Raw genomic sequence first — 18,046 nt, 5'->3', positions numbered from 1 at the left:
GGAACGGCCGGACAACAGCCCACCAGTCTACGTGGGCCCTGCCCGACCGCTCACCACAAAGCCGCCGCGGCTAGAGCTTCGACTTCGGAGACTCGGTGTGCCGCTCCTCCGCCGGCCCCCGCCGCACCGCACCCGGCGCGCTCCACTCCTGCCGCTTGCGGGCCCGGTTCTTCGCCGCCTCGGAGGACTCCAGCTGGTACGGCACCGACGTCACCATCACGCCCGGTGTGAACAGCAGCCGGCCTTTCAGCCTCAGCGCGCTCTGGTTGTGCAGCAGGTGCTCGTACCAGTGGCCGACGACGTACTCGGGGATGATCACGGACACCGCGTCCCGCGGCGACTCCTTCCGCAGCCCCTTCACGTACTCGATGATCGGCCGGGTGATCTCCCGGTACGGCGAGTCGAGGACCTTCAGCGGTACGTCGATGCCGCGCCGCTCCCACTCCTCGCGCAGCGCCTTGGTCTCGGCCGGGTCCACGTTGACGCTGAGCGCCTCCAGGGTGTCCGAGCGCATCAGCTTGGCGTAGGCCAGGGCCCGCAGCGCCGGGCGGTGGATCTTGGAGATCAGGACGACCGAGTGGACGCGGGACGGCCGGAGGCTGTCGTCGCTGGGGCCCTCGGGCGCGGCGATCTCCTCGGCGACCCGGTCGTAGTGCTTACGGATCGCGGTCATCGTCGCGTAGAAGATGCACATGCCGAGCAGCGCCACCCAGGCGCCGTGCGTGAACTTCGTGACGAGAACGACGACCAGCACCAGGCCGGTGAAGAACGCGCCGAACGCGTTGATGGCCCGGGAGCGGACCATGTGGCGGCGCTTGGCCTGGTCCTTCTCGGTGGCCAGGTGGCGGTTCCAGTGCCGGACCATGCCGGTCTGGCTGAGGGTGAAGGAGACGAACACGCCGACGATGTACAGCTGGATCAGCCGGGTCGAGTCGGCGCCGTAGATCGCTATCAGCAGCGTGGCCGTGCCGGCGAGCAGCACGATGCCGTTGGAGAAGGCCAGGCGGTCGCCCCGGGTGTGCAGCTGGCGCGGGAGGTAGCGGTCCTGGGCGAGGATCGAGCCGAGGAGGGGGAAGCCGTTGTACGCCGTGTTGGCGGCCAGGAACAGGACCAGCGCGGTGGCGGCGGCCAGGACGACGAACAGGAAGCTGCCCTTGCCGAACACGGCCTCGGCGACCTGGGAGATCACCGGGTTCTGGACGTAGCCGGAGCCGATCGCGACGCCGTTGTGCAGCAGGTCGGTGCCCGGGTTCTCGGCCATCCGGACCTTGGTCGTCATGGCGAGGGCGATGATCCCGCAGAACATGGTGACGGCCAGGATGCCCATCGCGGCGAGGGTGGTCGCCGCGTTCTTCGACTTGGGCTTGCGGAAGGCCGGGACGCCGTTGGAGATCGCCTCGACACCGGTGAGGGCCGCGCAGCCGGAGGAGAAGGCGCGCAGCATCAGGAAGACGAGCGCGAAGCCCGCGAGGCCCTGGTGCTCGGCCTTGATGTGGTAGTCGGCGGTCGGCGCGCGCATGGTGTCGCCGAGGACCAGTCCGCGGAAGGCACCCCACGCGATCATCACGAAGACGCCCGCGACGAAGACGTACGTCGGGATCGCGAACAGCGAGCCGGACTCCTTCACCCCGCGCAGGTTCATCAGCGTGAGGAGGACCACGACGGCGATCGCGCAGACCACTTTGTGCTCGACGACGAACGGGATCGCGGAGCCGAGGTTCTCGATGCCGGAGGCGATCGAGACGGCGACGGTGAGGACGTAGTCGACGAGCAGGGCGCTGGCGACGGTGAGGCCGGCCTTGGGACCGAGGTTGGTGGTGGCCACCTCGTAGTCGCCGCCGCCGCTCGGGTAGGCGTGGACGTTCTGCCGGTAGGAGGCGACCACGGTGAACATCAGCACCACGACCGCGAGCGCGATCCAGGGGCTGAAGTGGTAGGCCGACACGCCCGCGATGGAGAGGACCAGCAGCACCTCGCCGGGCGCGTACGCGACGGAGGACAGCGGGTCGGAAGCGAAGACGGGGAGTGCGATGCGCTTCGGCAGGAGCGTTTCGCCCAACCGGTCGCTGCGCAGTGCGCGCCCGATGAGGATGCGCTTGGGCACGTCGGTCAGTTTGGACACAACAGAGGATCGTAGGCCTTCGAACAGGCGATCCTCCACTCGCCACCGCCGTGACCCCTGTCATCTGCCTCACGGGTGAAATAAGGGACGAGTGGAGTTGCGGATTCCGTCGGGAGTGGCGACTCCGTGTCTATATGACAAAACCCCGTTCCCGCCCGCCTCCTGGAGGTTCCGTGCCCGCGACCGCAGAGCTGATCGGCGCCCTGGCCGCCCTCGTCGGACTCGGAATCCTCACGCTGGCCAGTGTGCGCAGCATCGGACGCCGCTGACGCACAGGGGTGCCCCGGAAGGACCGGACGTGTGTACTTTGGCCTCGGTCTGAGACCCTGATGGGGCTGAGCATTGATTTCAGGACACCGGAAGGACGGTCGTGCACATCGTCATCATGGGCTGCGGCAGAGTGGGTTCCGCTCTCGCCCAGACCCTGGAGCAACAGGGGCACACGGTCGCCGTGATCGACCAGGACCCCACCGCCTTCCGCCGGCTGGGCCCCGGATTCGGCGGACGCCGGGTCACGGGGGTCGGCTTCGACCAGGACACCCTCCGCGAAGCGGGCATCGAGGAGGCGGGCGCGTTCGCGGCCGTCTCCAGCGGTGACAACTCGAACATCATCTCCGCGCGCGTGGCCCGCGAGATGTTCGGCGTGGAGAACGTGGCGGCCCGTATCTACGACCCCCGCCGTGCCGAGGTGTACCAGCGCCTGGGCATCCCCACGGTGGCCACGGTCCGCTGGACCGCCGACCAGATGCTGCGCCGGCTGCTGCCCTCGGGCGCGGAGCCGCTGTGGCGGGATCCCACCGGCGGCGTCCAGCTCGCCGAGGTGCACGCCTCGGCCGCCTGGGTCGGCCACAAGATCAGCAAGCTCCAGGAGGAGACGGGCGTCCGTGTGGCGTTCCTCACCCGTCTCGGCGAGGCGATGCTGCCCTCTTCGCAGACCGTGTTGCAGGAGGGCGACCTCGTGCACGTGATGATGCGCACGGACGAGGTCGACAAGGTCGAGGCGGCGTTCGCCAAGGGTCCCGAAGAGGAGGGCGGTCACTGATGAGGGTCGCCATTGCCGGAGCCGGCGCGGTCGGTCGTTCCATCGCCGGAGAGCTCCTGGAGAACGGTCACGAGATCCTTCTCATCGACAAGGCCCCGACCGCGATCTCGGTCGAACGGGTCCCCCAGGCGGAGTGGCTGCTGGCCGACGCCTGCGAGATCACGTCCCTGGACGAGGCGGCGCTCCAGCGCTGCAACGTCGTGATCGCCGCGACCGGCGACGACAAGGTCAACCTCGTCGTCTCCCTCCTCGCGAAGACGGAGTACGGCGTCCCGCGCGTCGTCGCCCGCGTCAACAACCCCAAGAACGAGTGGCTCTTCAACGAGTCCTGGGGCGTCGACGTGGCCGTCTCCACCCCCCGCCTGATGTCGGCCCTGGTCGAGGAGGCGGTGTCGGTCGGCGACCTGGTCCGCCTCCTCCGCTTCAGCCACGGCGACGCCAACCTGGTGGAACTGACGCTCCCGGAGGAGTCGGCCCTGGCCGGCACCCAGGTAGGCGACGTGGAGTGGCCCGAGGACACGTCCCTGGTCACGATCATCCGAGGCACGCGTGTGCTGACTCCGTCCCGCGAGGACTCCCTGGAAGCGGGCGACGAGCTGCTGTTCGTGGCGGCTCAGGCACGCGAGGAGCAGTTGGAGGACCTGCTGTCGGTGCGCCGGGAGGACACGGCGAGCTAGAGCGGTTCTACGACGAAGAGGGCGCCCTGTGAATTCAGGGCGCCCTCTTCGTCGTAGTGAAAGCAGCGAAAGCTACGCGTCGCGACGGTGCCGTCCCGACGTGACGTCCTGGTCCTCGCCCGAGGACTCGGCAGCGGCCTTGCGGTCCTTCTCGGCCTGCTCCTCCGCCTCCATCTCCGCGAACACATCGATCGGCGCGGGCGCCTTAGCGAGGAAGACCCAGGTCAGCCAGACGGCAAGGAGGAACGGCGGGATCTTCAGGGCGACCAGGACCCAGCCGAGCTGAGCCGTGTCGGCCCACCAGTACAGCGGGAAGAGGATCGCGCACTTGGCGAGCAGGATCAGACCCCAGGCCCAACTGGCCTTGGTGTAGGCCTTCTTGCGGCCGGGGTTGCGGGTCCGCCAGGAGAGGTTCTCCTTGAAGACCGGGCCGAGGATCAGGCCGATCAGCGGGACGCCGGCGAGGGTGGTGATGATGTAGGCGAGCGCGAGGCCCAGCGTGTAGAGCATGCCGGGGAGGTAGAAGTTCTTCGCGTTGCCCGTCATCATCGCGAAGACGACACCGAAGGCGACGCCGAAGACACCGCTGAAGGCGTGCTTGACGGTGTCGCGCTTCACCAGGCGGACCACGACCAGGGCGAGGGACAGCGCGAGGGCGGCGATCGCCGACCAGTGCAGGTCCTTGTTGATCGTGAAGATGGTGACGAAGAGGAGGCCGGGCAGGACCGTTTCGATCATGCCGCGCAGGCCGCCGAACGCCTCGAAGAGGGCCGCCTCGGTCACCGCCCGGACGTCCTGCTCGGTGTCTTCGGCGTCCACGGTGTCCGCGGTCGGCTTGTCGAGCGACGTCACCGGCTACTCCCGTCCGAGGGGTCTCAGTTCGTATTTCGGGTTGAAGAGCACCCGGCGGCCTCTGCTCATCGAGATCCGGCCGGACGCGATCAGCTTGCGCCCCGGTTCTATCCCCACGATGGAGCGCCTGCCGAGCCACACCACGTCCAGAGCGGCGGAGCCGTCGAACAGTTCGGCCTCCAGGGCCGGGACTCCGGCCCGGGGGCGCAGCGTGACCGTGCGCAAGGTACCAGTAACCGTCACGATCTGTCGGTCGTGGCAGTCGCCGATGCGCACACAGCCCTCGGTCTCGGCGTCCTCACGCAGCTCCTCGGACTCCAGGTCCTCCTGCGAGGTGGAGAGCCGGTCGAGCATGCGCCGGAACCGGCCCGCCTGCTTTTCGGAACGAGGAACAGCGCTCATATCTGAAGCGTACCGGGGTCCACTGACAGCAACGTACCCACGGCACTAGCGCTCGAACCGGTAGCCCATCCCGGGCTCCGTGATGAAGTGCCGGGGATGCGCGGGGTCCGTCTCCAGCTTGCGCCGCAGCTGTGCCATGTAGACGCGGAGGTAGTTCGTCTCGGTCCCGTACGACGGCCCCCACACCTCCTGGAGCAGCTGCTTCTGGCTGACGAGCCGCCCGGTGTTGCGCACCAGCACCTCCAGCAGATGCCACTCCGTGGGGGTGAGCCGTACGTCCCTCCCGTCGCGCTGGACCTTCTTGGCGGCCAGGTCGACGGTGAACTCCTCGGTCTCGACCAGGACGTCGTCCTCGCCGCCCCCGGTGGGCTCGGCCCGGCGCACGGCGGCCCGCAGCCGGGCCAGCAGCTCGTCCATGCCGAACGGTTTGGTGACGTAGTCGTCGGCGCCCGCGTCCAGCGCCTCCACCTTCTCGTCGGAGGAGTGCCGCGCGGACAGCACGAGGATCGGCACCCGGGTCCAGCCCCGCAGCCCCCTGATCACCTCGACGCCGTCCATGTCGGGCAGCCCCAGGTCCAGGACGACCACGTCGGGGTGGCGGGAGGCGGCGAGATCGAGGGCGGTCTTGCCGTCGGCGGCGGCGTCGACCTCGTACTTCCGCGCCTTGAGGTTGATCACGAGGGCCCGCACGATCTGCGGCTCATCCTCGACCACGAGGACCCTGGTCATGAGACCTGCCTTTCCGGTTGTACGTCTTTCACATCGCGCACGCCATGCACGTCATGCCCGTCTTCTACGGCACCCTTCGCCGCGCGGAGCGTGAGGACCATGGTGAGGCCGCCGCCGGGCGTGTCCTCGGCGTTCAGGGTGCCGTTCATGGCCTCGGTGAAGCCACGCGCCACGGCGAGACCGAGCCCCACTCCGGCACCGCGCGGGGCGTCGCCGTAGCGCTGGAAGGGCTCGAAGATGCGGTCCTTGGCCTCGTCCGGGACTCCGGGGCCGCGGTCGACCACCCGGACCTCGACGCGGTCGGCGATGGCGCTGGCGGACACCAGGACGGGTCTGTCCGGCGGGCTGTACTTGACCGCGTTCTCGACGAGGTTGGCCACCGCCCGCTCCAGGAGCCCGGGGTCGACGGCCACCATGGGCAGCGTCTCCGGGATGTCGAGTTCGGCGCTGCCCTCGGGGACCCCGCCGAGCGCCATCGGCACCACCTCGTCGAGGTCTATCTCGCGGATGATCGGGGTGACCGTACCGGTCTGGAGGCGGGACATGTCGAGCAGGTTGCCCACGAGGTGGTCGAGCCGGTCGGCGCCGTCCTCGATGCCCTCCAGCAGTTCGGCCTGGTCCTCCTCGGACCACGCCACGTCGTCGGACCGCAGGCTCGACACGGCCGCCTTGATGCCGGCCAGCGGGGTCCGCAGATCGTGGCTGACGGCCGCCAGGAGGGCCGTACGGATGCGGTTGCCCTCGGCGAGCGCGCGGGCCTGGTCGGCCTCCTCACGCAGGCGCCTGCGGTCCAGTACGACGGCTGCCTGCGCGGCGAAGGCGGCCAGAACCCGGCGGTCGGAGGCGGGCAGCACCCGGCCGGTCAGCGCGAGGGCCATGTGGTCGCCGACCGGCATGTCCACATCCCCGTCCTCGGGGCGTTCCAGCGGCGCCCCCACGCCCACGCGTCCGGCGCAGGTCCAGGGCTCCACGTCGCTCCTGCGCTCCAGGAGGGCAACCGACTCCATGCCGAAGGTCTCCCGGACGCGCTCCAGAAGCGCTTCGAGGCTGGTCTCGCCGCGCAGGACGCTGCCCGCGAGGAAGGAGAGGATCTCGGACTCGGCGCGCAGTCTGGCGGCCTGCTGGGTGCGTCGCGCGGCGAGGTCCACGACGGAGGCCACGGACACGGCGACGCCGACGAAGATCGCGATGGCGACGATGTTCTTGGGGTCGGCGATGGTCAGCCGGTGCAGCGGGGGCGTGTAGTAGTAGTTCAGCAGGAACGATCCGACGGCCGCCGAGACCAGCGCCGGCAGCAGCCCGCCGAGCAGCGCCGCCGCCACGGTCAGGGACAGGAACAGCAGCATGTCGTTGGCGAGGCCGAGATGGATCGCGTTCAGCAGGATCGCGAGCCCCACCGGGCCGGCCACACCGACCACCCAACCCGAGACGATCCGGGCCCGCCCGAGCCGCGCGCCCCGGGACACGGGCAGTCCGCGCCCCTTGGCGGCCTCCTCGTGGGTGACGATGTGGACGTCGAGATCGGGCCCGGACTCGCGGGCGACCGTGGCACCCACCCCCGGCCCGAAGACGTACTGCCAGGTCTTGCGGCGGGAGGAGCCGAGGACGATCTGGGTGGCGTTGACCCCGCGCGCGAAGTCGAGCAGCGCGGCCGGGATGTCGTCGCCGACGACGTGGTGGAAGGTGCCGCCGAGGTCCTCGGCGAGGGTGCGCTGGAGGGCGAGTTCCTTCGGGGAGGCCGAGGTCAGGCCGTCGCTGCGCGAGATGTAGACGGCCAGGACCTCACCGCCGGCCCCCTTCTCGGCGAGCCGGGCGGCCCGTCGTATCAGCGTCCGCCCTTCCGGCCCGCCGGTCAGCCCGACGACGATCCGCTCGCGGGAACCCCAGATCGCGGAGACCTGGTGTTCGCTGCGGTACTCCTGGAGGTACTCGTCGACCCGGTCGGCCACCCACAGGAGCGCCAACTCCCGCAGGGCGGTGAGGTTTCCGGGCCGGAAGTAGTTCGAGAGGGCCGCGTCGACCTTGTCGGGCTGGTAGATGTTGCCGTGCGCCATGCGGCGGCGCAGGGCCTGGGGCGACATGTCGACGAGTTCGATCTGGTCGGCCCGGCGGACGACCTCGTCGGGCACGGTCTCCTGCTGCCGCACCCCGGTGATCGACTCGACGACGTCACCGAGGGACTCCAGGTGCTGGATGTTGACGGTGGACACCACATCGATGCCGGCCGCCAGCAGCTCCTCGATGTCCTGCCAGCGCTTGGTGTTGCGGGAGCCGGGGATGTTGGTGTGGGCGAGTTCGTCCACCAGGGCGACGGCGGGGGCGCGGCGCAGCACGGCGTCGACGTCCATCTCGGTGAAGACGGTCCCCCGGTAGGCCAGCTCCGCGCGCGGGACCTGCTCCAGACCGTGCAGCATCACCTCGGTACGGGCCCGGCCGTGGTGCTCCACGAAGGCCACCACGCAGTCGGTGCCCCGCTCCACCCTGCGGTGGGCCTCGGACAGCATGGCGTACGTCTTGCCGACGCCCGGTGCCGCACCGAGGTAGATCCGAAGCTTGCCGCGTCCCATGGCCCCATTGTCTTCCCGTCACCGCTGTGCACGCAGCGTCGACTTTACGGCCAATAAGTCCGACAAATGGGGTGGCGAGGGTGGTCGGCGGCGTCTTTGACACAACCCTGATGCCGCTACGGCACCGTCGCGCGCTCAGTGTTCGACGATCTCCCCGTCGCTCAGCTCCAGCACCCGGTCGGCCAGGTCGAGGAGGGTCGTGTCGTGGGTGGCGACCAGGGCGGTGACGTTCTCGCTGCGGACGACGGCCCGCAGGAGTTCCATGACGGCGAGGCCGGTCTCCGCGTCGAGCTGGCCGGTGGGCTCGTCGGCGACGAGGAGGGCGGGGTTGTTGGCGAGGGCGCGGGCGATGGCGACGCGTTGCTGCTGGCCGCCGGAGAGTTCGCCGGGGCGCTGGGCCGCGTGGTCGGCGAGGCCGACGAGGGAGAGCAGCAGCGCGACGCGTTCCTCGCGCTCGCGCGGGTCGGCCCGGCGCAGCCGCAACGGGACGCCGACGTTCTCGGCGGCGGTGAGGATCGGGATGAGCCCGAAGGACTGGAAGACGAACCCGATCCGGTCCCGGCGCAGTGCGAGCAGCCCGGCCTCACCGAGCCCGGCGAGTTCCTGCCCGGCCACGGTGACCCGGCCGCCGTCCGGCGCGTCGAGACCGCCGACGATGTTCAGGAGGGTGGTCTTCCCGGATCCGGAGCGCCCCTTGAGGGCGACCAGTTCGCCGCGCGCCACCTCGAAGGAGACCCCGCGCAGCGCGTGCACGGCGGCGGCTCCGTGGCCGTAGGACCTGTGGACGTTCTCGACGCGGACCATGGTGTCGGTCGCGACCTGGCTCATCTGTGTCCTTCCCCGGGTCCGCCGTGGACCGGGCGCCAGTATCGCCATCGGGCGCCCGGTCGGACAACGGTTCAGTGGGGGTTGTCGCCGTGCGTGAGGGTCTCCCAGGCCACGAAGAGGTTGTTGCTGCCGGCCGGGCGGTTGTTGAGCGTGAGCGTCTGGGTGTTGGTCATGGCGATGCCCAGGCGGTTGTGCAGGGCGTTGTAGCCGACCTCGGTGACCGGCCCGAGCCCGAGGGTCAGCGACCCGCCGCACAGCCAGCTCGGTACGGCCGCGCCCAGCTGGTACTTGGCCTGGAACCCGAGCGCCTGCCGCAGCCGCTCGCCGACGTCGGTGCCGTAGAGGTCGGTGCCCTGGATGCGGCTGGTCTCGGCGACGTGCGAGATCGCGGAGATGCCGTACCCGGTGTGGGTGAGGTCGCGGCACGTCTCCTGGGTGAGCCCGGTGACGAAGGTGGACTGGCCCTGCCAGTAACTGACGATCTTCGCCGTGGTGTTGAGGTTCTGGCTCGGCACGGTCTTCGGTACGGAACCGTCCGAGGCGAGGTAGATGTACGCCGCCGCGCGCGTCCGGAAGGTCGCCATGGCCTTGTCGTACGACGTCCTGTCCTCCAGGAAGACGGAGATGCCGATCGCCGCGTCCATCATCGACAGTTCCCAGTTCCCGTTGGAGTTCGAGCCGTTGATGATCTCGGGCAGGTAGACGGTGCGCAGCATGGTCGCGAAGCGGGCCGAGTTGGTCCACGTCCCGGTGTACGTGTACTTGATGATCTCGGCGGCCTTGGGCCAGGAGGAGCCCGCCCAGCCGGTCTGGAGGGGCGCGTTGCTGTTGGTGTGGCTGGTGATCGTGGCCGACCAGGCGTCCATGATCTCGATGGCCTTCTGGGCGTAGCGCGCGTCCTTGGTGATGTACCAGGCGAGCGCGTCGGTGTAGGCCGCGATCGCGTCCTCGCGTTCGTCGGTGCAGCCGTGGTCGGGGTTGGAGTACGAGCCGCACTCGACGACGGCTCTGGGTTTCGGGGCGCGGCTCAGGCCGGCGTAGGAACTGGCCATCATCTGGTCGTAGGCGCTCTTCCAGGGCTGGGCGCCGGCGAGGACCTCGGTGCGGGCGAAGTCCAACTGGCTCCGGGAGACGTCGACTCCGGGGTGGACGAAGGTGGCGGGGGCCGCCTGGGCGGTGACGGTGGCGCCGGGCTGGGCGAAGAAGCCCAGGACCAGGGCGGTGACGACGGAGAGCAGGGCAGCGCGGCGCACGGTGACTCCGTTCTCGTATGTGAACAAGGAGCACCCTCATGAACGTGGGCTTTGAGCCGAGACCATAGGTACAGACCAACGGACCGTCAAGAGTGCGCGCACGCCGAAAGGGCCGCACCCCCGGGGAGGGGTACGGCCCTTTCGTGGCTGTCTGTTCCGGCTGGTGCCTAGCGGACCTCGGTGATCTCCGGTCCGCGCTGCAACTGGCCCATGCCGCCGGAGAAGCGGGAACCCGCCTCCTCCTGCTGGACGCCCTCGGGAACCATCTGGGCGTCGTTCGGCAGCTTCAGGACGATCGGGTCGCGGGGCGCCATCGGGCCCTCACCGCGTACGACGACCGTGTCCCGGAAGATCTGCTCCAGCAGGCCGGCCGCCTGCGGCTGCACCGCGCCCTGCCCGGAGATCACCCCGCGCAGGAACCAGCGCGAGCCGTCGACACCGACGAACCGCACCACCTGGAAACCGCCCGTGCCGTCCGGCAGCTGCACCGGAACCTGCGCGCGCAGCTCCCAGCCCAGCGGCCCCTCGACCTCGTCGACGATGCCGCCCTGCTGGGTGATGCCGCTGGCGATCTCCTCGCGCACCTCACCCCAGATGCCCTCGCGCTTGGGGGCGGCGAAGGCCTGCAACTGGATGGCACTGTCCTTGAGGACCACGGTGGCGGCGACGATCGCGTCGCCCGCGACCTCGACCCGCAGCTCCATGCCGTCGACTCCCGGCACGAACAGACCGCCCAGGTCCACCCGGCCCTCGGCGGGATCGCCGACCTCCGAGTCGTCCCAGGGTCCGTCGGGGCGGGGCTCCGGTTCGAGCTTCACGCGCTCGCCCGCTGCTTCGTCCGCCTCAGTGTCGACGTCGTCGACGACCTGCTCGGCCTCGCTCGCCGCGTCCTCGGCGGCAGTGCCCTTCTTGCGACGTCCGAACACGTCACTGTCCTTCCCGGTCGGATACGACCGAAGCGTATCGATTCCCACCCGTTGTGCCGCCCACGGCCGCATGACCGCCAGTGGACCCGAAGCCCCCTGCGGCCCGCGCCGAGTCGGGAAGTTCCGCGACCTCCTGGAAGCGGACCTTCTCGACCTGCTGGACGACGAGTTGAGCAATCCGGTCGAAGCGCTCGAACCGCACCGACTCGCGCGGGTCGAGATTCACCACGATCACCTTGATCTCCCCACGGTACCCGGCATCAACCGTCCCCGGGGCATTCACGAGGGCGACACCGCAGCGGGCGGCGAGCCCCGAACGAGGGTGCACGAAGGCCGCGTACCCCTGCGGGAGCGCGACAGACACCCCCGTGGGCAGCACGGCCCGTTCACCCGGCTTCAGTTCCCGGCTCTCGGTGGTCCGCAGATCGGCTCCCGCGTCTCCGGGATGCTCGTACGACGGAAGCGGTACGTCCGGGTCGACGCGCCGGATCAGCACAGCGAGCTCTTGACGGGGGTTACGGCTCACGGGTTCACCTCGAAGGCACGGGTACGCCGGACCTGGTCCGGGTCGTTCATGGCGGCCCGGATCTCCTGCGGGCGGCCGTTGTCGATGAAGTGGTCGACCTTCACCTCGACGAAGAGGGCGTCGGCGCGCACCGCGACGGGCCCGTCGGGGCCGCCGATGCGTCCGGTGGCGGTCGAGTAGATCTTCCGCCCGGCCACGGCCGTCACCTCGGCCTCCAGGTACAGCACGGTGTCCACGGGCACGGGCCGCACGAAGTCGGTCTCCAGGCGCCCGGTCACCGCGATCGTCCGCAGCAGCCAGTTCAGCGAGCCGAGGGTCTCGTCGAGGGCACTGGCCAGCACACCGCCGTGCGCGAGGCCCGGGGCGCCCTGGTGGGCGGCCCGCACGGTGAACTCGGCGGTGATGGTCACGCCCTCACCGGCCCGCGCCGCCAGGTGCAGCCCGTGCGCCTGGTCGCCGCCACACCCGAAACACTGTTCGTAGTGCGCACCGAGCAGCTCACCGGGCGCGGGCGCGTCAGGGTGCCGCACGGGTTTCACCGCGTCGGCCGGAGGCTGAAGAGCTGGGGAAGTACCACTCACAGCCGCAGACCTTACCCGCGCGTCGGTGGGATACAGACACCGTGCCAAGCTTGGTTCCATGCAGCTTTCCGCCTCCCCCTACGACGAGCGCCTCACCGCACCCCGTTCGTGGTGGTTCATCTCGTTCCTGGTGGGCGTCTCCCTCGCCCTGATCATGCTGCCCTTCGGCACCCTGCCGATGCTCGGCGGCCTGGTCGGCGGCACGGCGGCGGCGTCCGTCATGGCCAGCTCCTACGGCTCGCTCCGCATCCGGATCGTGGGCGACCAGCTGATCGCCGGCGAGGCGAAGATCCCGGTGACGGCCCTGGGCGAGGCGGAGGTCCTGGACCCGGAGGAGGCGCGCGCCTGGCGCACCTACAAGGCCGACACCCGCGCCTTCCTGCTGCTGCGCTCGTACATCCCCGGGGCGTTGCGCGTCGAGGTCACCGACCCGGACGACCCGACGCCGTATCTGTACCTGTCGACGCGCGAGCCGGAGCGGCTGGCGGAGGCGCTGAAGGCGGCTCGGGCCGCGGTCTAACGCCCCAGCTCCTTCGGGATCTCGCCGATCCCGAGCGGGTCCGGCGGGGTCTCCAGGGGCGGGAGTTCGGGCAGCGCGTCCCAGGGCACCTGGGCCTTGCGCAGGTCCTTGCGGATGCGTTCGGCGAGCTTCCTGGTGTCCCGGCGGTTCATGACCGCTCCGACGGCGGCGCCGACCATGAAGGGCATCAGGTTCGGCAGGTCGCGGACCATGCGTTTCATGATCTGCTGGCGCAGCTCGCGCTTCATGTGGCCGTTCAGCGCCGCGCTCATGGTCGACGGCTTGGTCACGTCGATGCCGCGCTCCCCGGACCAGGAGTTCAGATACGCGGTGCTGCGCTGCCGGAGGTCGCCGGGCGGGCGGACGCCGTAGACCTCGTAGAGCTCGGCGATCAGCTTCAGCTCGATCGCGGCGACGCCGGTGATCTCGGCGGCCAGTTCGGTGGGCATGGCGGGCGGCACCGGCAGCATCGCCGCGGCACCGATTCCCGCGCCGACCGTCGACGTCGCGTTCGCCGCGCCCGCCACCAGTTTGTCGGCGAGCTGCTCGGGGTCGAGGCCCGGGAACTGCCTCCGAAGCGCCTCGAGGTCCCGTACGGGGATCCGCGGGGCGATGTCGATGATGCGGTCGGCGAGGTACGCCAGACCGGCCCTGGCCCGGCTGCCGCCCTTACGGACGCCTTCCCTGGCCTTGTCCCGGATCACCGCCACCCGTCGTTTCGCGACGGGGGCGGCTGCGGGAACGTCCGCCGGTACCGGGAGGTCAGCCCGGTCGCCCGCCGGTTCGAGCGAGGCTGATCCGGATTCGGATGAGCCCCGCTCGTCGTCACGCGCGCCATGAGGACCGTCCGTCGGCCCTTCGTCCGCTTCCTTCTGGAGGGAGCGGCGCTTCCAGGGTGGGGTCGAGCCAGTCACGGCCGACCCCTCCTCAGTCGCAGTCGCGGCAGATCGGCTGGCCGTTCTTCTCGCGGGCCAGCTGGCTGCGGTGGTGCACCAGGAAGCAGGTCATGCAGGTGAACTCGTCCTGCTGCTTGGGCAGCACCCGGACGGCCAGCTCTTCGTTCGAGAGGTCCGCTCCGGGCAGTTCGAGGCCTTCGGCGGCCTCGAATTCGTCGACGTCCACTGCGGAAGTCGACTTGTCGTTCCTACGGGCCTTGAGCTCTTCAAGGCTGTCCGAGTCGACGTCGTCGTCGGTCTTGCGTGGGGTGTCGTAATCCGTTGCCATGTCGCTCTCCCCCTCTGGGTGTCTGCGGTGTCTCCAGCGCACGTAACGCGTGAGAGGCCGGACTTGTGCCCGACCTGAGGCGGAGATTTTGCCTCACATCAAGGTCTGTTACTCAATCGACACCCAACCGGACCCCTCAAGAGTGATCGGCTTGGATGGCGAAGGGGACCGTACACGGTCCCAATGCCGCTCTTCAAAGGCACCTCATCGTGTACTTCCCGTGATCAAGACCCTTGAAAACCCGGATTTTCCCGGCTTTCCGACAGGGTGCATGATCACGGAGAGTGGATGGCCTGAAAATCGCGCTTGTGATCGATCACACACGAGAGTGCCGGAGAAGCGGCCAGAAAATTCCGCGCAAAGCGAACATCCTCGTGTGTCGGCGACATGATCTCAGATGGGCAGGGTGACTCGCATCACGAGTCCACCTCCCTCACGTGGCTGGGCCGCGATATGGCCGCCGTGTGCGCGCGCCACGGACCGCGCGATGGACAGACCGAGGCCCACACCCTTGTCGCTGCCCGTTCGCTCCGTACGCAGCCGTCTGAAGGGCTCGAAGAGGTTGTCGATCTCGTACGCCGGGACCACCGGCCCCGTGTTCGAGACGACCAGCACCGCGTGGCCGTGCTGGACCTCGGTGGTGACCTCGACCCAGCCGTCCTCCGGCACGTTGTACCGCACCGCGTTCTGCACCAGGTTCAGGGCGATCCGCTCCAGGAGCACGCCGTTGCCCTGGACGACGGCGGGTTTCCGCTCGCCGCGGATCACCACGCCCTTGGCGCCCGCCTCGGCGTGCACCTGGTCGACGGCCTGCTCGGCGACCTCGGCGAGGTCCACGGGCTTGCGCTCGACGATCTGGTTGTCACTGCGGGCGAGCAGCAGCAGGCCCTCGACGAGCTGCTCGCTGCGCTCGTTGGTGGCCAGCAGCGTCTTGCCGAGCTGCTGGAGCTCGACAGGGGCGCCCGGGTCCGACAGATGCACTTCCAGGAGCGTGCGATTGATCGCCAGGGGGGTGCGCAGCTCGTGCGACGCGTTCCCCACGAAGCGCTGCTGGGCGGTGAAGGCCCGCTGCAGCCGGTCCAGCATCTCGTCGAAGGTGTCCGCGAGTTCCTTCAGCTCGTCGTCCGGGCCGTCCAGCTCGATCCGGCGGGACAGGTCCGAGCCGGCCACCGCGCGGGCGGTCCGGGTGATCCGGCCCAGCGGGGACAGCACCCGGCCCGCCATCGCGTACCCGAAGGCGAACGCGATGATCGCGAGGCCGAGCAGGGCCAGCAGCGAGCGGCTGAGCAGGTCGTCCAGGGCGTGCTGACGCTGTTCGTTGACGCACTGGTTCATCGCGTTGTTGAGCGTGGTCGCCGACGGCTCGGACGGGAAGTTGCAGGTGCTGCTGCCGACCGAGCCGGAGATGACCTTGAAGGGCAGCTCACTGCCCACGTTCAGCGCGTGCGCCGCGAGCAGGTAGATGATCGACAGCAGCAGTATCCCGGCGATCAGGAACATGCCGCCGTACAGCAGCGTGAGCCGTATGCGGATGGTGGGACGCAGCCAGGGGAACGGCGGTTCGGGCCTTCTGGGGTCCCAGGTGGGCTTCGGGGGCGCCTGGGGAGGCGCGGGGGTCGTGGCCACAGTGGATCTCAGATCCGGTAGCCGGAGCCGGGGACGGTGACGATGACCGGGGGTTCACCGAGCTTGCGGCGCAGGGTCATCACGGTGACGCGCACGACGTTGGTGAACGGGTCCGTGTTCTCGTCCCACGCCTTCTCCAGGAGCTGCTCCGCGGAGACGACGGCGCCCTCGCTGCGCAGCAGCACCTCCAGGACGGCGAACTCCTTGGGGGCGAGCTGGACTTCCTTGCCGTCGCGGAACACCTCGCGGCGGTTCGGGTCGAGCTTGATGCCGGCGCGCTCCAGGACGGGGGGCAGCGGCACGCTCGTACGCCGGCCGAGGGCACGCACGCGTGCCGTCAGCTCGCTGAACGCGAAGGGCTTGGGCAGATAGTCGTCGGCGCCGATCTCCAGGCCCTCGACACGGTCGCTGACGTCGCCGGACGCGGTGAGCATCAGCACGCGGGTGGGCATGCCGAGCTCGACGATCTTACGGCAGACGTCGTCGCCGTGCACGAGCGGGAGGTCGCGGTCGAGGACGACCACGTCGTAGTCGTTGACGCCGATGCGCTCCAGGGCTGCCGCACCGTCGTACACGACGTCGACGGCCATGGCCTCCCGGCGCAGTCCGGTGGCCACCGCATCGGCGAGCAGCTGCTCGTCCTCGACGACGAGTACGCGCACGTCGCTTGTCCTTCCTCTGTCCACCCGCGTAGCGCGTCTCGGCGCACGCGGGCAGGGTCTTCGTGGCTGTGTGACCTCCATCCTGCCCTTTTCGGCCATAAGTCGGCTGTAAGGCGGCCGGGCGCGGGATGAAGGTCGGCTGCGAGGCCCGGGAATGCGGGATTTTCTCGGTGGGTTGAGGTTTCCACGGAAGGGAGCGGGGGGAGGACGGCTTTACACCCCGCGATCACGCTCTGCATGTGGCAAGCCACCTTGTGGTACGTCCAACCGCTTCCGCAGAGCGGGCGTGGGTGTCCGGCACCGTCGCCGCCCAGCCAGGGCAGCGCTGGGCACCCATTCTTCAGACGTGATCGCCCCTTCCGAACGGCACACCCCCGTGCCACCCGACCCACGACCCAGGACGAGGGGGCGCAGCATGGACGCATTCACCGCAGGACTTCTGCAGCGCATAAGGGCGACCGAGACCGACCTGACGCGGGCTCGTGACGAGGGCGACGACTTCCTCGTCGAGGTGGAACAGGCCGAGCTCGACGACCTGCGCCGCCTCGCCGCCGACCACGGTGTGGAGGTCGGCGCGACGAGCGTCTGATCAGCGCGAACAGCAGGATGGCAGGGCCCCGGCGAATCCAGCGCCGGGGCTTTGCTGCTTTTGGCTCTTTACCTTCGGGGTAGCCGGGCCGGTGTTGACCAGCGTCAGTCGTGCCAGGCGCCGAAGTCCTCCAGGAGGCGTTGGAGGGGTTCGAAGACTCCCGGGGTACCCGCGACCGCCAGATCGCGTGCGGGGCGCTCTCCGGGGCGTCCACCGGTCAGGGCGCCCGCCTCACGGGCGATCAGGTCGCCCGCTGCGAGGTCCCACGGGTTCAACCCCCGCTCGTAGAAGCCGTCCAGCCGGCCCGCGGCCACGTCGCACAGGTCGACCGCCGCCGAGCCGCCCCGCCGGATGTCACGCAGCAACGGGATCAACTTCTGCGCCACAGCGGCCTGGTGGACCCGGACCTCGGTGACGTAGTTGAAGCCGGTCGACACCAACGCCTGCTCCAGGGGCGGCGCGGGCCGGCACGCGAGCCTGCGTTCGCCCTCCCACGCGCCCGTGGCCCACGCCCCGCCGCCGAGCACCGCGTGGAACGTCTCGCCGCGCATCGGGACCGCGACGACCCCGGCGACGGTCTCGCCGTGCAGCTCGGCGGCGATGGAGACGGACCAAGTGGGCAGTCCGTAGAGGTAGTTGACCGTGCCGTCGAGCGGGTCGATGACCCAGCGGACGCCGCTGGTGCCCGTGACGGAGGCGCCCTCCTCGCCCAGGAACCCGTCGTCCGGGCGCTGTTCGGAGATCAGGTCGGTGATCAGCTTCTCGGCCGCGATGTCCATCTCGGTGACGACGTCGATCGGGCTGGATTTGGTGGCGGCGACCGCGAGGTCGGCCGGGCGGCCGTCCCGCAGCAGCGCGCCGGCCTTGTGAGCGGCCTCCTGGGCGAGTGCGAGCAGTTCCTGGTGCAGGGGGTCGGTCAC

The 18,046-nt window shown here is 69.7% G+C and carries 19 protein-coding genes; 4 read left to right on the top strand and 15 right to left on the bottom strand.

The genetic code is table 11. The features are described 5' to 3' along the window. Positions 1-70 precede the first annotated feature (70 nt). Positions 71-2,122 carry an APC family permease gene (locus ACIQBL_RS45720; protein ID WP_401954339.1) on the bottom strand — a complete coding sequence of 684 codons (2,052 nt, stop codon included), beginning with the start codon at positions 2,120-2,122 and terminating at the stop codon, positions 71-73. 370 nt (positions 2,123-2,492) lie between these two features. Between ACIQBL_RS45720 and ACIQBL_RS45715 the strand changes: the two genes are divergently transcribed. After that, positions 2,493-3,164: a TrkA family potassium uptake protein gene (locus tag ACIQBL_RS45715; RefSeq protein WP_200716253.1), complete on the top strand. Its 672-nt coding sequence runs from the start codon at positions 2,493-2,495 to the stop codon at positions 3,162-3,164. Beyond that, the gene (locus tag ACIQBL_RS45710; RefSeq protein ID WP_401954337.1) at positions 3,164-3,841 is read left to right on the top strand and encodes a potassium channel family protein; all 678 of its coding nucleotides are present in this window, start codon (positions 3,164-3,166) and stop codon (positions 3,839-3,841) included. The genes ACIQBL_RS45715 and ACIQBL_RS45710 overlap by 1 nt, the downstream gene beginning before the upstream one ends. A 72-nt stretch (positions 3,842-3,913) precedes the next feature. On the opposite strand, the gene ACIQBL_RS45705 is transcribed toward ACIQBL_RS45710, so the two are convergent. The 9 genes from ACIQBL_RS45705 to ACIQBL_RS45665 all read right to left on the bottom strand — a co-directional run bounded on the left by ACIQBL_RS45705 (position 3,914) and on the right by ACIQBL_RS45665 (position 12,505). Further along, the gene (locus ACIQBL_RS45705) at positions 3,914-4,693 is read right to left on the bottom strand and encodes a DUF3159 domain-containing protein (protein WP_401954335.1); all 780 of its coding nucleotides are present in this window, start codon (positions 4,691-4,693) and stop codon (positions 3,914-3,916) included. Between the two features lie 3 nt (positions 4,694-4,696). Continuing rightward, a complete protein-coding gene (locus tag ACIQBL_RS45700; RefSeq protein WP_078651612.1) occupies positions 4,697-5,095 on the bottom strand; it encodes an OB-fold nucleic acid binding domain-containing protein in 399 nt (132 codons plus the stop codon). A 45-nt stretch (positions 5,096-5,140) separates the two neighbouring features. Then, positions 5,141-5,824, bottom strand: coding sequence for a response regulator (locus tag ACIQBL_RS45695; protein ID WP_043678051.1), 684 nt, complete (start codon positions 5,822-5,824; stop codon positions 5,141-5,143). Then, positions 5,821-8,391, bottom strand: coding sequence for an ATP-binding protein (locus tag ACIQBL_RS45690; RefSeq protein ID WP_401954331.1), 2,571 nt, complete (start codon positions 8,389-8,391; stop codon positions 5,821-5,823). Before ACIQBL_RS45690 ends, ACIQBL_RS45695 begins: the two co-directional genes overlap by 4 nt. A 135-nt stretch (positions 8,392-8,526) precedes the next feature. After that, positions 8,527-9,219, bottom strand: coding sequence for an ABC transporter ATP-binding protein (locus ACIQBL_RS45685; protein WP_401954328.1), 693 nt, complete (start codon positions 9,217-9,219; stop codon positions 8,527-8,529). A gap of 71 nt (positions 9,220-9,290) precedes the next feature. Further along, complete coding sequence (locus ACIQBL_RS45680; protein WP_401954326.1) at positions 9,291-10,472, bottom strand: alginate lyase family protein; 1,182 nt, start codon at positions 10,470-10,472, stop codon at positions 9,291-9,293. A gap of 167 nt (positions 10,473-10,639) precedes the next feature. Continuing rightward, the gene (locus ACIQBL_RS45675; protein WP_401954323.1) at positions 10,640-11,398 is read right to left on the bottom strand and encodes a DUF3710 domain-containing protein; all 759 of its coding nucleotides are present in this window, start codon (positions 11,396-11,398) and stop codon (positions 10,640-10,642) included. Between the two features lies 1 nt (position 11,399). Further along, positions 11,400-11,924, bottom strand: a complete 525-nt coding sequence (gene dut, locus ACIQBL_RS45670) for a dUTP diphosphatase (RefSeq protein WP_401954321.1) — start codon at positions 11,922-11,924, stop codon at positions 11,400-11,402. Beyond that, positions 11,921-12,505 carry a PaaI family thioesterase gene (locus ACIQBL_RS45665; protein ID WP_401954318.1) on the bottom strand — a complete coding sequence of 195 codons (585 nt, stop codon included), beginning with the start codon at positions 12,503-12,505 and terminating at the stop codon, positions 11,921-11,923. Before ACIQBL_RS45665 ends, dut begins: the two co-directional genes overlap by 4 nt. 58 nt (positions 12,506-12,563) lie before the next feature. Here ACIQBL_RS45665 and ACIQBL_RS45660 point away from each other — a divergent pair, with 58 nt between their 5' ends. After that, entirely contained in the window at positions 12,564-13,025 is a 462-nt protein-coding gene (locus ACIQBL_RS45660) for a DUF3093 domain-containing protein (RefSeq protein WP_401954316.1), read from the top strand. On the opposite strand, the gene ACIQBL_RS45655 is transcribed toward ACIQBL_RS45660, so the two are convergent. From ACIQBL_RS45655 to ACIQBL_RS45640, 4 genes are all read right to left on the bottom strand, one after another. Continuing rightward, positions 13,022-13,939 (bottom strand): hypothetical protein, encoded by a 918-nt coding sequence (locus ACIQBL_RS45655; protein WP_401954313.1) that lies wholly within the window; start codon positions 13,937-13,939, stop codon positions 13,022-13,024. The two genes, ACIQBL_RS45660 and ACIQBL_RS45655, sit on opposite strands and share 4 nt — an antisense overlap. Positions 13,940-13,952: 13 nt before the next feature. Then, complete coding sequence (locus ACIQBL_RS45650) at positions 13,953-14,249, bottom strand: DUF4193 domain-containing protein (RefSeq protein WP_235474357.1); 297 nt, start codon at positions 14,247-14,249, stop codon at positions 13,953-13,955. 393 nt (positions 14,250-14,642) lie between these two features. After that, positions 14,643-15,875 (bottom strand): sensor histidine kinase, encoded by a 1,233-nt coding sequence (locus ACIQBL_RS45645; protein ID WP_401954310.1) that lies wholly within the window; start codon positions 15,873-15,875, stop codon positions 14,643-14,645. A gap of 8 nt (positions 15,876-15,883) precedes the next feature. Continuing rightward, on the bottom strand, positions 15,884-16,537 hold the full coding sequence (locus ACIQBL_RS45640) for a response regulator transcription factor (protein ID WP_010983842.1): 654 nt from the start codon (positions 16,535-16,537) through the stop codon (positions 15,884-15,886). A gap of 415 nt (positions 16,538-16,952) precedes the next feature. Between ACIQBL_RS45640 and ACIQBL_RS45635 the strand changes: the two genes are divergently transcribed. Next, positions 16,953-17,126, top strand: coding sequence for a hypothetical protein (locus ACIQBL_RS45635; RefSeq protein ID WP_019061061.1), 174 nt, complete (start codon positions 16,953-16,955; stop codon positions 17,124-17,126). 104 nt (positions 17,127-17,230) lie between these two features. On the opposite strand, the gene ACIQBL_RS45630 is transcribed toward ACIQBL_RS45635, so the two are convergent. Beyond that, positions 17,231-18,046, bottom strand: a complete 816-nt coding sequence (locus ACIQBL_RS45630) for an inositol monophosphatase family protein (protein ID WP_401954307.1) — start codon at positions 18,044-18,046, stop codon at positions 17,231-17,233.

This window comes from Streptomyces sp. NPDC088350, from assembly GCF_044753545.1.
In the GTDB taxonomy this organism is placed as follows: domain Bacteria; phylum Actinomycetota; class Actinomycetes; order Streptomycetales; family Streptomycetaceae; genus Streptomyces.
The sequence above is the reverse complement of the archived record's forward strand: the minus strand, read 5'-3'. Positions and strand labels throughout refer to the sequence as shown.

What these genes read in the sequence shown, in the direction of transcription:
- ACIQBL_RS45710 (WP_401954337.1), top strand. Translation starts at nt 3,164, where the DNA reads ATGAGGGTCGCCATTGCCGGAGCCGGCGCGGTCGGTCGTTCCATCGCC.
- ACIQBL_RS45700 (WP_078651612.1), bottom strand. Translation starts at nt 5,095, where the DNA reads ATGAGCGCTGTTCCTCGTTCCGAAAAGCAGGCGGGCCGGTTCCGGCGC.
- ACIQBL_RS45695 (WP_043678051.1), bottom strand. Translation starts at nt 5,824, where the DNA reads ATGACCAGGGTCCTCGTGGTCGAGGATGAGCCGCAGATCGTGCGGGCC.
- ACIQBL_RS45690 (WP_401954331.1), bottom strand. Translation starts at nt 8,391, where the DNA reads ATGGGACGCGGCAAGCTTCGGATCTACCTCGGTGCGGCACCGGGCGTC.
- ACIQBL_RS45685 (WP_401954328.1), bottom strand. Translation starts at nt 9,219, where the DNA reads ATGAGCCAGGTCGCGACCGACACCATGGTCCGCGTCGAGAACGTCCAC.
- ACIQBL_RS45660 (WP_401954316.1), top strand. Translation starts at nt 12,564, where the DNA reads ATGCAGCTTTCCGCCTCCCCCTACGACGAGCGCCTCACCGCACCCCGT.
- ACIQBL_RS45650 (WP_235474357.1), bottom strand. Translation starts at nt 14,249, where the DNA reads ATGGCAACGGATTACGACACCCCACGCAAGACCGACGACGACGTCGAC.
- ACIQBL_RS45635 (WP_019061061.1), top strand. Translation starts at nt 16,953, where the DNA reads ATGGACGCATTCACCGCAGGACTTCTGCAGCGCATAAGGGCGACCGAG.